Annotated in this window: 12 protein-coding genes; 6 read left to right on the top strand and 6 right to left on the bottom strand. The window is 45.1% G+C overall.

Translation table 11 applies throughout. The features are described from left to right. Positions 1-4: 4 nt before the first annotated feature. Both ABZD21_RS06160 and ABZD21_RS06155 read left to right on the top strand, forming a co-directional pair. Complete coding sequence (locus ABZD21_RS06160) at positions 5-580, top strand: cupin domain-containing protein (protein ID WP_372773709.1); 576 nt, start codon at positions 5-7, stop codon at positions 578-580. A gap of 25 nt (positions 581-605) precedes the next feature. Further along, the gene (locus ABZD21_RS06155; RefSeq protein ID WP_372773708.1) at positions 606-2,258 is read left to right on the top strand and encodes an AMP-binding protein; all 1,653 of its coding nucleotides are present in this window, start codon (positions 606-608) and stop codon (positions 2,256-2,258) included. A gap of 143 nt (positions 2,259-2,401) precedes the next feature. On the opposite strand, the gene ABZD21_RS06150 is transcribed toward ABZD21_RS06155, so the two are convergent. After that, complete coding sequence (locus ABZD21_RS06150; protein WP_372773706.1) at positions 2,402-3,655, bottom strand: DEAD/DEAH box helicase; 1,254 nt, start codon at positions 3,653-3,655, stop codon at positions 2,402-2,404. A gap of 338 nt (positions 3,656-3,993) precedes the next feature. Here ABZD21_RS06150 and ABZD21_RS06145 point away from each other — a divergent pair, with 338 nt between their 5' ends. From ABZD21_RS06145 to queF, 3 genes are all read left to right on the top strand, one after another. Next, a complete protein-coding gene (locus ABZD21_RS06145; RefSeq protein WP_372773704.1) occupies positions 3,994-4,674 on the top strand; it encodes a queuosine precursor transporter in 681 nt (226 codons plus the stop codon). 113 nt (positions 4,675-4,787) lie between these two features. Then, on the top strand, positions 4,788-5,447 hold the full coding sequence (gene queC / locus ABZD21_RS06140) for a 7-cyano-7-deazaguanine synthase QueC (protein WP_372773703.1): 660 nt from the start codon (positions 4,788-4,790) through the stop codon (positions 5,445-5,447). Positions 5,448-5,526: 79 nt separating this feature from the next. Further along, positions 5,527-5,997 carry a preQ(1) synthase gene (queF, locus tag ABZD21_RS06135; protein WP_372773701.1) on the top strand — a complete coding sequence of 157 codons (471 nt, stop codon included), beginning with the start codon at positions 5,527-5,529 and terminating at the stop codon, positions 5,995-5,997. Between the two features lie 76 nt (positions 5,998-6,073). On the opposite strand, the gene ABZD21_RS06130 is transcribed toward queF, so the two are convergent. Continuing rightward, positions 6,074-6,724 (bottom strand): hypothetical protein, encoded by a 651-nt coding sequence (locus tag ABZD21_RS06130; protein WP_372773699.1) that lies wholly within the window; start codon positions 6,722-6,724, stop codon positions 6,074-6,076. Between the two features lie 12 nt (positions 6,725-6,736). Further along, positions 6,737-7,555: a metallophosphoesterase gene (locus tag ABZD21_RS06125; protein ID WP_372773698.1), complete on the bottom strand. Its 819-nt coding sequence runs from the start codon at positions 7,553-7,555 to the stop codon at positions 6,737-6,739. Between the two features lie 258 nt (positions 7,556-7,813). Here ABZD21_RS06125 and purT point away from each other — a divergent pair, with 258 nt between their 5' ends. Further along, positions 7,814-8,980: a formate-dependent phosphoribosylglycinamide formyltransferase gene (gene purT / locus ABZD21_RS06120; protein WP_372773696.1), complete on the top strand. Its 1,167-nt coding sequence runs from the start codon at positions 7,814-7,816 to the stop codon at positions 8,978-8,980. A 72-nt stretch (positions 8,981-9,052) separates the two neighbouring features. On the opposite strand, the gene ABZD21_RS06115 is transcribed toward purT, so the two are convergent. From ABZD21_RS06115 to ABZD21_RS06105, 3 genes are all read right to left on the bottom strand, one after another. Further along, positions 9,053-9,304 (bottom strand): hypothetical protein, encoded by a 252-nt coding sequence (locus ABZD21_RS06115; RefSeq protein WP_372773695.1) that lies wholly within the window; start codon positions 9,302-9,304, stop codon positions 9,053-9,055. 69 nt (positions 9,305-9,373) lie between these two features. Beyond that, complete coding sequence (locus tag ABZD21_RS06110) at positions 9,374-10,021, bottom strand: class I SAM-dependent methyltransferase (protein ID WP_372773694.1); 648 nt, start codon at positions 10,019-10,021, stop codon at positions 9,374-9,376. Positions 10,022-10,192: 171 nt separating this feature from the next. Further along, positions 10,193-11,095, bottom strand: a complete 903-nt coding sequence (locus tag ABZD21_RS06105; RefSeq protein ID WP_372773692.1) for a D-hexose-6-phosphate mutarotase — start codon at positions 11,093-11,095, stop codon at positions 10,193-10,195.

Genomic DNA, 11,095 nt, shown 5'->3' with positions numbered 1-11,095 from the left:
CAAAATGGCTGTAGAAAACAACCTGGGATCGAAGATTAAACGCATTCGGGAAACCCAAAAACTGAGTCTGGAAGGCTTAGCCGAATTGTCGGGACTATCTGCTGATCTGATCGATAAGATTGAAAAAGAAGGGGTTATCCCATCATTGTCGCCATTGCTTAAAATTGCCCGGGCGATGGGAGTTCGGCTGGGAACTTTTCTGGACGATAGCGATCACTTGGGGCCTGTCGTAGTTCGTGGCGAAGACAAATCTAAAGGAGTTCGTTTCTCCTCGTCGGATAGTGGTTCCCGTGAGCATTTAAACTTTTTCTCTTTGGCTGCCGATAAGGCTGGTCGAAATATGGAGCCGTTCATCGTTGAAATTGAACCAAGCGAACAGTCGGACTATAAACTTTCGACCCACGAAGGGGAGGAGTTCATTTATGTGCTGGAAGGACAGATTGAAATTAATTACGGAAAAGATCTTTTTACCTTGAGTGCGGGCGATAGTATTTATCTCGATTCAATTGTGATGCATAATATTCATGCCGCGAATAAGCAGAAGGCGCGCATCTTGGCAGTGGTTTACGCCCCGTTCTAGTTCATTCAACATCTAAATTTACCGCATGCAATTAATCGACTATACCTTGGGAGGCATTCTTGAAAAATATGCCTTCGAGACTCCGGATAAGGAATTCATGGTTTACCCCGATCGAAATCTACGTTTTACATACAGCCAGTTTAATGAGCGAGTCGACCATCTGGCTAAAGGGTTGATGTATATCGGGATTCACAAAGGTGATAAAGTTGGGATCTGGGCCAACAATGTTCCGGATTGGCTGACTTTTATGTTTGCCACCGCGAAGATTGGTGCAGTGTTAGTAACCATCAACACCAATTACAAACTTTCGGAACTCGAATTCCTGCTGAAAAATGCGGATGTTCAGACACTTTGCATGATTGGTGAATATCGGGACAGCGATTATGTGAACATGATGTTCGAGTTGATTCCGGAGTTAAAAACACATTCTCGTGGCGAGTTGAAGTCACCAAAATTCCCTGAATTGAAGAATGTCGTTTTCATTGGACAGGAAAAGCACAGGGGCATGTTTAATACAGCCGAGTTGATGCTTCTCGGTAGTCATTTGGATGATCTGGAGCTCGAAGATGTCAAAACTTCGGTGAACTGTCACGATGTTGTTAATATGCAATATACATCGGGTACAACCGGATTCCCGAAGGGCGTTATGCTCTCCCATCACAATATTCTGAATAATGGTAAAGCAACCGGCGAGTGTATGCGGTTTACTTCTGCCGAACGATTGCTTGTGTGTGTGCCTTTCTTTCACTGTTTTGGATGTGTTTTGGCGTTATGTGCCATTGTGTCGCATGGTGCCACGATGGTAATTACCGAGGATTTTGATCCGCTGATGGTGCTGGCATCGATTGAAAAGGAAAAGTGTACCGCTATTTATGGGGTGCCAACCATGTTTATTGCAGAACTGAATCATCCAATGTTTGATTTGTTTGATCTGACAAGCCTTCGGACCGGAATTATGGCAGGGGCACTTTGTCCGATTGAAACGATGAAACAGGTGATGGACAAGATGCATATCAAAGACATCATCAGCGTGTATGGGTTAACCGAAGCATCGCCTGGTATGACAGCAACGCGTACGCACAACGCACCGGAAGTACGTGCAACTACAGTTGGCTTTGAGTTTCCGAACGTTGAAGTGGCTATTTTTAACCCGGAAACAGGCGAGGAATGTGCTGATAATGAACAAGGCGAAATTTGTTGCCGTGGGTACAATGTGATGAAGGGCTATTACAAAAATGAAGAAGCAACCCGAAAAGCAATCGATAAGGACGGGTGGCTTCACTCCGGAGATTTGGCCGAGCGTACCGATGAGGGTTTTTATAGGATTACCGGACGTATTAAGGATATGATTATTCGTGGTGGTGAAAATATTTATCCGCGAGAGCTTGAAAACTTTTTGTTCAAACTTGAACCGGTTGAAGCTGTCGAAGTGGCCGGAATACCGAGTCCGAAATACGGCGAACAGGTTGGAGCTTTCATCAAATTAAAGGCTGGTAAAAATCTATCGGAAGCAGAGGTTCAGGAATACTGCCGCGGACAAATTGCCCGCTATAAAATACCGAAATACGTGTTTTTTGTTGATGCTTTCCCCATGACTGCAAGTGGGAAAATTCAGAAATATAAGTTGAAAGATTTGGGCCTCAAGTTGCTCGAGGAGCAGGGGATTCAAGTCGTTTAGGATGGGATGTGGCATCTCTGTCCTTTTGCGATGAGGATAGAGATGCTAGGTGCCGGTCGAAGATCAATGCAGGCGTTTACTTGCCTAAGTTAGTTCGTTGAAGTCGGAACACGATAATTGATTCGGATCACTTTGTCGCGAGGCTATCGGTTCTCACTTGAACTTTTAGGCTTACGTTTGAAGTCGCCACCGCCGCTGTTTCCTTTTTTACGGAAATTCCCTTTTTTGCCCCCTTTTCGTTTGTTGATGACTTTCCACTCAGGTCCTTCACCCAATTCGGGTGGCAGTGGAGCCTTGTATACTTCACTTTCAATCAGCGCTTCAATTTGCTGGAATTTGTACATGTCGTCGGCATTCACAAACGTGAGCGCAATACCGGTGGTGTTCGCCCGCGCAGTACGTCCGATTCGGTGAACATAGTCTTCCGCATCGCCGGGAACATCGAAATTAACCACCAGGTTAATGTCTTTGATGTCGATCCCGCGGCTTAGTACATCAGTGGCAACAATAATCCGGGTTTGTCGTGCACGGAACTTCATCAGCACTTCTTCGCGTTCTTTTTGCTCCAAATCCGACGAAATGCCTTGTGCGTCCAGACCTTTTTTTTGCAGGGCACGAACGATTAGGTTTACCTTTCGTTTAGTGGAGGAGAAGACAATAATGCTTTGGCAATCGTCTTTGCCGGAGATTAGTTGCTGAATGAGCGGTAATTTTTGCTCTTCGTGACAAATGTATGCGGCCTGTAAAACTCCTTCGGCCGGTTTGCTGATGGCTGAAGCAAATTCTTTTGGGTTGGTTAATACCTTCGATGCGAGCTGTTTGATCTTTGGAGGCATCGTCGCGCTGAACATTAATGTTTGGCGTTTAGTCGGCAAATGGCTGAAAATTCTAACAATATCGTCGTGAAACCCGATGTCGAGCATACGGTCGGCTTCGTCTAAAACAGCGAATTCAACATGACTTAAATCTGCAATGCTATTGTCGATGAAGGAGATTAGTTTTCCGGGAGTCGCAACAATAATGTCAACGCCTTTTTCCAGCGCTTTGCGTTGTACTTCCCATTCCTTTCCATCTCCGCCACCATAGATCGCGCATGAGGTTGTTCCGGCATAATACGAAAAGCCTTGCACTTGCTGTTCAATCTGTATCGCCAGTTCACGGGTTGGGACAACTATGAGGGCCCGCGTCTTGCCGGCTTCAAATTGCGATACCTTTTCAATGATGGGCAACATGAACGCGGCTGTTTTGCCTGTTCCGGTTTGGGCACATCCAATCAGGTCATGTCCTTCTAAAATAATAGGAATGGTATTTTCCTGAACTTGTGTGGCTTCGTCGAAACCCATGTCGTGGAGGGCATCTAAAATGTCGTCGTGTAAATCAAACTCGTGAAACTTCATAAAAAGCGGGAATAAATTTCGTTATCTCAAGAAAGAGAAGTGATCTGGTGGGTGACGCTCTCATTCTGTTCTACATGCAAAAATAGCAAATTTTGTTAGATAATACGCAGTCATGTTATCACGCCATTTGTGGGAGTATGAATAGGTATTGTTTTGAAATTAATCGTCTTATGCGTTAATGTAAAATGCGAACGACCTTTAGCTGCGTTTGGTTGTGTCGAAAATTTAAAAAACAGGATGACTGGTTGTTTACCCTATTTGTAGTTCTGGCGGATTCATTATCTTTGCACCCAATTATGAATCACGTGTTCTTGATAACCACGTAAAAAACAAGAGTCATGAAAAAGCAAGTATCTGTTTTATTCCTGTTGACTGGGGTTCTATTCGCTGCCAGTCTTTTAATCGCCAACATTTTAGCGTCAAAAATCATCATGATCGGCCCTTGGTCGGCTCCAGCAGGTGTGCTGATTTTCCCGATTGCCTACATCGTAAACGACGTAATTGCCGAGGTTTGGGGCTATGCTAAAGCGCGCCTGATTATATGGGCCGGTTTTGCCGTGAATATCATAGCCGCTTTATTTTTTGCACTGGCCATAGCTGTTCCGGCCGCACCTTTCTACGAAAACGAAGCAGCCTTTCAGACCATTTTGGGAAGCTCAATCCGGTTGGTAGTTGCCAGTTTAATGGCTTATATGGCGGGTTCGTTCCTGAATGCCTACGTTATGAGTAAGTTTAAGCTGATGACCAAAGGTCGAGGTTTTTCATTGCGGGCCATTGTGTCTACTATTGCTGGTGAAGGAGTTGATTCGCTGATTTTTATCACCATCGCTTTCGCGGGCATTTTCCCGCTGCCGGTAATCCTAACCATGATTTTGACGCAGGCAATGCTAAAAACAACCTACGAAATAATTATTTTGCCTGTCACCATTCTGGTAGTCCGAAAAGTAAAGCAGATTGAAGGGGTGGACGCGTATGACGAGGAAATTTCATACAATCCTTTTAGGTTGAAACAAATCTAGAATTCGAAGAAAAAATGGAATATGAAGCTATTCAATTTGACGAGGGAACAGGAAAGCATATTGGTGTTCTCCGATCTTGATTTTTAAATTGAAAAGCTGATAAGCGCAACGAAATGAGCAAAAGAAACAAGGCATTAGTCGTTTTCTCGGGGGGGCAGGATTCAACAACCTGTTTGTTTTGGGCAAAGCAGAAGTTCGCAGAGGTTGAGGCCCTTTCGTTCGACTACGGGCAGAAGCACCGACTAGAGCTGGAACTAGCGGCTAAGATCGCGAATGATGCTCAGGTTCCTTTTCAGGTTTTGAAGCTCGATTTACTCGGGCAAATTACCAACAATGCGCTGACGACACCGGGGATGGATGTTGAGGCTGAAAAACCGGACAATAGTCCTCCGAACACCTTGGTTGAAGGGCGTAATATGTTGTTTCTGACCTATGCTGCCATTTATGCCAAGTCGAAGGGAATTCATCATCTGGTTACCGGAGTTGGGCAGGCCGATTACAGCGGTTATCCCGACTGTCGTGATGAGTTTATCCGTTCGCTCAACCAAACGCTGAATTTGTCGATGGATTTTGCGTACGAAATACACACTCCGCTGATGTGGCGGAGTAAGGAAGAAGTCTGGCATTTGTCCGACGAACTAGGCGTTTTCGATTTAGTTCGTACAAAAACGCTGACCTGCTATAACGGTATTGTTGGCGACGGATGCGGAAACTGTCCGGCCTGTAAACTACGAAGAAATGGTCTGGAAAGCTATTTGGCGAAACGGCCTTAAGCGGCCAATCCGCATCATTGTGTTCGTGTCGTTTTAAACTTGTTTCTTCTCGCAAAAAATTAACCTCTTTTTTACCACTATGGACAATTTGAAACATTTAGGAAGTGCAACCAACTACGGATTCAACTATAATCCGGAAGTATTGGAAACCTTTGATAATAAGCATCCGGAGAACGATTATTGGGTGAAATTCAATTCGCCTGAGTTTACAAGCCTGTGCCCCATTACCGGACAGCCTGATTTCGCAACCGTCTACATCAGCTACATTCCCGGTGAGAAAATGGTTGAAAGTAAATCGCTGAAGTTGTATTTGTTCAGCTTCCGGAATCATGGCGATTTTCACGAAGATTGCATCAATATCATCATGAAAGATTTGGTAAAGTTGATGGATCCAAAATACATTGAGGTCTGGGGTAAATTCCTACCACGTGGTGGCATTAGCATCGATCCGTACGCGAACTATGGCAAAGCCGGAACAAAATTCGAGGCCCTGGCCTGGTACCGGATGGAAAACCACGACCTGAATCCGGAGATAATTACCAACCGCTAAGATTTTTGACGGTATTTTCGAGGGATGCGTTCCGGCTATTGCAGTCCGACTGCATCCCCCGAAAATCTCAGTTTAATTAAAGAACCCGGTATCTCAAGCCCAGAGAAAGGCTAACAATATCCCATGGCGAGATCGTTTTGTTTCCTATTGCGCTGATTAAGTACAAGTCGTTGGTGCTAAATTCATAGAAGAACGATAATTCCTTTCCGAAAAGAGGCGATCTGTTCAGTTTCACGGTAATAGCCTGTCCCATAAATAGATTGAAGCGCGTGTTAACAGCCCAGAAATAGTATCCTTCGGGGTAGCGCTCCGGGAGCTTTTCCCAAAAGTGTTCACCAAATATTTTATTGATGTAGATCCCGGTGGTTAGCGGTTCATAAGTTAAATCGTCATTCAACCGCAATCGCCAAGGGGTGTAGGTTTCTTTGAGTGTAATTGTTGTGTGTGCATCTTGATTGTCGATTTTAGGGATAAATCCCAAAAACAAATCAGTTTCCCATTGGTTCTTTTTGCCGTAGTACCAGCCAACCGATCCGGAAAGCATACCCATTGATCCGGCAAACTGAAGTTTGTTTTGGCGGGGGATTAAGCGAGCCCATCGATCTCGAATCCGTTCTTCTTTTTTATCTCTTTCAAGTTGTCGTTCTATTGCTGTTTGAGTTTCTTTCGCAACAAGATGACCGCCTAAAAGAAGCAGAATGAAGGTAAAGTATATCGTCTTTTTCATTGTCGTATTCGCTTAAAAGTATTCAATGGTGTAGCTGTAGGAGTCGGGTGTAACCGTAAATAGCATATAATTTCGTCCCGAAATATCGTCGCAGCCGTAGTAAATTATGCCATTGTTGAAGAAATCATTTACTTTTAAATTGTGGCCATGGGCGTGGATGCAAAAGCTAACATTGTTGTATTGCTCAAGAATGTAATTAAACATGAGCGCCGAATTGTTGTTGAATTGTTCATCATACGGAGCGGCATGCATGGCCACAATGGTTTGGTCCACTTCGGCGGAATCGGTCACGAATCCCAGCATGTAGTCGAAGTCGGGTACCGGTGTGGAATAGTCAAACTCAAGGGCGTTTGTATTTAAACAGATAAAACGGGTGCGATGCGAAACGAAGCTGAAATTGTATTCGCCAAACTTCTCCAGGTAAACGCTTTTACCTTCTCCCACAATATCGTGGTTACCTATGATGGTAACAAACGGAACATTCAGTTTTTTCAGAATGTCGTACATCCACTCGTATTCTTTAGCTAGCCCAAAGTCGGTAATGTCGCCTCCGTGAATCACAAAATCGATGTCGTTCCGTTTGTTGATATTGTCAACGAAATCCTGCGTCTCATCATAGTAGCGTTGCGTATCGCCCAAGAATGCAAACCGTAGAGTGTCCGACGAGCTGTCTTGATTTTCGATTAACTGAATATTCTTGGCGTTAACGTTGGTTTCATCCAAAATTTGGGTGTCATAAGGATGATATTCAAAAAGTTCGCAGGAGTTCAGGAGGAATAGCATGCCGATAAACAGCCATCGTCCTCTGATTCTGTAAAAAAATGTTTTCATGTTTGTTCAATGTTTTCTGTCGGCAAAAGTATTAAATGTCGTGTGCGATATTTGGCGCAACTGTGAAATTAATGTTTAAATAATATTAGTTGACAAGGTCAATCATTCATTTATTGATACCGAAAAAGTTGGTTTGTACCTATAACACAAAAGGTTATCGTAAGTTTATGAATCTGATAAGGATCATGTTGGTACCGATTTATTCATCCATCGAAAATTTTAACTTTGTGCGAAACAAAAATTAAACCAGAAAAGGGTATGCAAAAGAAGATCATGTTGCTTGGATCAGGCGAGTTGGGGAAAGAATTTGTAATTGCGGCACAGCGTTGGGGGCAAACCGTAATTGCAGTCGATAGTTATGCCAATGCGCCGGCCATGCAGGTTGCCGATGCATTTGAAGTAATTAATATGCTCGATGGAGCTGAGCTAGACCGGATAGTAGCCAAGTACCAACCGGATTTGATTGTCCCTGAAATTGAAGCCATCCGTACCGAACGTTTTTACGACTATGAGAAGGCGGGTATTCAAGTGGTTCCTTCGGCAAAGGCTGCCAATTTTACCATGAACCGCAAAGCGATTCGCGATTTGGCTGCCAAAGAGCTCGGATTAAAAACAGCCAACTACCGCTATGCCAAAACTTTTGAAGAATTGAACGCCGCAGTTGCCGAAGTAGGTATTCCATGTGTGGTTAAACCATTGATGTCGTCGTCCGGAAAAGGGCAGTCGACCATTAAAGTCGAAGCAGATATTGAAAAGGCCTGGAAAATTGCTGCTGAAAAGGGGCGTGGCGATGCCGGTGAAGTTATTGTGGAGGCATTTGTTCCGTTTTTAAGTGAGATTACTTTGTTGACTGTTACTCAAAAGACCGGCGAAACCTTGTTTTGCAAGCCAATCGGTCATCGTCAGGAACGCGGTGATTACCAGGAGAGCTGGCAGCCTGTAGCTTTACCCGAAGGCTTTGAGGAAGACGCACAGCAAATGGCAGCCAAAGTAACCAAAGCTCTGGGGGGAGCCGGAATTTGGGGTGTCGAGTTTTTTATTACAGCAGAAGGAGTTGTGTTCAGTGAGTTGTCGCCTCGTCCGCACGATACCGGCATGGTGACTTTAGCCGGCACTCAAAACCTAAACGAATTTGAACTGCATTGTCGCGCTATACTCGGAATACCAATTCCCGAAATCCGGCTCGAGAAAGCAGGCGCGAGTGCCGTTGTGCTGTCAGCCATTGAGACGGTTAATCCAACTTATACCGGAATTCAGCAAGTTTGCGAAAACCCACGTGCCGACTTCCGTATTTTCGGAAAGGAAGCTGCTCGTTTACACCGCCGCATGGGGGTTGTGGTGCTGAATGCAGAGCCGGAAGCCGATGTTCTTCAATTGCAAGCAGAAGCCAGAAAATTGGCTGATTTAGTTGAGGTGAAACCCTGATTTTACAACCTTGATTGTCGTTTATCTAAATCGTATTGAAAGAGGCCAAGTGCCTCTTTTTTGCTTTTTTAGTTAGGGCTGTTTCAGTTCGCAGGAATTTGATATTTTCAGGTTGAAGACCGACGGGTAGCTTTGCATCAGTTGTCGCATGCTGGTGGTCAATAAGTTCATCACGTCGTTGTATTCACCGCCTAGCAAAGTGCTCATGCCGCCAACTTCGGCTTCCACTTCGGGATGGTTTTCCAGCAAAGCCAGTAATTCTTTCACCGGTACTTCATAACGCTCAAGCAGTGGGTAGTAGCTAATTTCAACAGTGATGTGCATGATTTAACGGGTTTTATTGTGAAAACGTTCCGGAGCGAAGGCCGAATTGCGTCGGTAGCCTGCGACGGTTTAGTCGACTTTTTGGACACAGGCAGCCATAAAAACACCGGGTATGTTCGCTGCTTCGGGCGTTCCGTCCAGTAGTTCCAGTTTGTCGGACAAATGGACGCATTCCAAAATCTTTGGTGTTCCGAAACCTTCCAGGTACATGTTCAATTCGGCTTTCGTCATAAAGTTACCGTGACGATAAACCGGATCATCAGCTTTAGCTTTTCCCATAGCCGAGTTGGCATTCAGGCAGCCCACAATCAGCCAGCCTTTTGGTTTCAACACCCGATACATGTTGGCAAAAGCCTGCATCTGATCGTCGCAAAACTCCAATGCTGTCACAACCGAAATCGACTCAACAGATTCGCTGGTAAAGGAAAGGTTCATCAGGTCTGCTTTCAGGAATTCAACCCGTCCGGCGAGTTTACGACGGGCGTGTGTAAACATCGTATCGGCAATATCGGTGGCTGTAACCGAAAAACCTTCAGCAAGGAAAAATTCCGTCCAATGGCCGGTTCCGGCACCCAGCTCGAGCATTTTACCGCGGGGTATTCCTTGCATTACCTCAGTCAATGCAGCTTTCTCCAGCTCGTCTACCCGTTTCCCGAACTCTGTTTCGTAATACGCGTCGTACGAATCGGCAACGGCCTTATCTGTAAAAATATTCATAGCACTGTTTTAGGCTGGTAAAATTAGGATGAATCGTGAAACAAGCAACGACAAAACTTTAAATTGACAGAGCATTTCTCGCTTTCTTCGTATTTCATACGACTCTTTAACATTGAAAAGCTCCAACCTATAGATAGATTGGAGCTTTTCAATGTTGTAGCGATTGTTGAGTTAGTTCTCCAAACCGAAAATCTGGGTAGTTGTGAAACTTTCGCCTGCAGCCAATGTGATTGGGAAATTGAAGGCATTGGTTGCTTCAATACAAACGAAGTTCGCAAACCCATCGTCCGGAATGTCGCCAATACCGGCACAGGCCGCTTCTCCCGGATTCCAGACGGTCGTTACCTTGCTGCCCGATTTTTCAATCTTTATGCGGCGACGGTAGGCTTCGTCGGCCAGTACAACTGCCGATTCTGTGTCCAGGTAGTGGCGTGTCAGCCCCTCGTTAACGTGCAGAATCTCTTCGTTTTGCTGGTCGTTGTTGCCAGTCAGCTGGTTGAAATACGTGAGGCCTTGCAAGCCTTCAATCTGAATGTGGGCCAGATCAGACACGGCGAAATAGCTGTGCAACGCGCAGGTGTAGCTGAAGCTCTCTGTTGAGCTGTTCTTCACTTCCAGTGAAACGGTCATTTTTGCACCGATGACCATGTTTAGAACGGCTTCAAAATCGAACGGCCAAAAAGCTTTGGTTTCTTCCGAGGAGTTCAAGCCTAATTTAATTTCAGTTTCGCCATTGGGGAGACTGGCAGTGCTTAGCACATTCCAATACATTAGGCGTCCGAATCCGTGTTGCGGTAGGTTGCTGTCGGTTTTGTGCGGACCAAACCAAGGGAAACAAACCGGAATTCCTCCCCGAATAGGCTTGCCAACTTCGTAACTGGTTTCCGGGCTCATGTAAAGCATCTCCATGGTTCGCACCGGCCGGAAACTGGTAACATGGGCGCCATACAAACAAATGTCGGCATCGGCATATTTATTCGATACATTGATGAAAACCAGGTCGCCGTCCATTTCCATGAAGCCAACTTCGCCTTCAATTCCAAACTGATCGTCTAATTCGTCGGTATCTATCAT

It is taken from the genome of Mangrovibacterium sp. (genome assembly GCF_041596335.1).
In the GTDB taxonomy this organism is placed as follows: domain Bacteria; phylum Bacteroidota; class Bacteroidia; order Bacteroidales; family Prolixibacteraceae; genus Mangrovibacterium.
Note: the sequence above shows the minus strand (reverse complement) of the source record. Positions and strands in the feature narration are given on the sequence as shown.

Excerpts from the sequence above, each read along its gene's own strand:
- ABZD21_RS06145 (WP_372773704.1), top strand. The coding sequence starts at position 3,994 with ATGAAAAAGCAAGTATCTGTTTTATTCCTGTTGACTGGGGTTCTATTC.
- ABZD21_RS06115 (WP_372773695.1), bottom strand. The coding sequence starts at position 9,304 with ATGCACATCACTGTTGAAATTAGCTACTACCCACTGCTTGAGCGTTAT.
- ABZD21_RS06125 (WP_372773698.1), bottom strand. The coding sequence starts at position 7,555 with ATGAAAACATTTTTTTACAGAATCAGAGGACGATGGCTGTTTATCGGC.
- ABZD21_RS06160 (WP_372773709.1), top strand. The coding sequence starts at position 5 with ATGGCTGTAGAAAACAACCTGGGATCGAAGATTAAACGCATTCGGGAA.
- purT (WP_372773696.1), top strand. The coding sequence starts at position 7,814 with ATGCAAAAGAAGATCATGTTGCTTGGATCAGGCGAGTTGGGGAAAGAA.
- ABZD21_RS06150 (WP_372773706.1), bottom strand. The coding sequence starts at position 3,655 with ATGAAGTTTCACGAGTTTGATTTACACGACGACATTTTAGATGCCCTC.
- queC (WP_372773703.1), top strand. The coding sequence starts at position 4,788 with ATGAGCAAAAGAAACAAGGCATTAGTCGTTTTCTCGGGGGGGCAGGAT.
- ABZD21_RS06105 (WP_372773692.1), bottom strand. The coding sequence starts at position 11,095 with ATGATAGATACCGACGAATTAGACGATCAGTTTGGAATTGAAGGCGAA.
- ABZD21_RS06130 (WP_372773699.1), bottom strand. The coding sequence starts at position 6,724 with ATGAAAAAGACGATATACTTTACCTTCATTCTGCTTCTTTTAGGCGGT.
- queF (WP_372773701.1), top strand. The coding sequence starts at position 5,527 with ATGGACAATTTGAAACATTTAGGAAGTGCAACCAACTACGGATTCAAC.
- ABZD21_RS06155 (WP_372773708.1), top strand. The coding sequence starts at position 606 with ATGCAATTAATCGACTATACCTTGGGAGGCATTCTTGAAAAATATGCC.
- ABZD21_RS06110 (WP_372773694.1), bottom strand. The coding sequence starts at position 10,021 with ATGAATATTTTTACAGATAAGGCCGTTGCCGATTCGTACGACGCGTAT.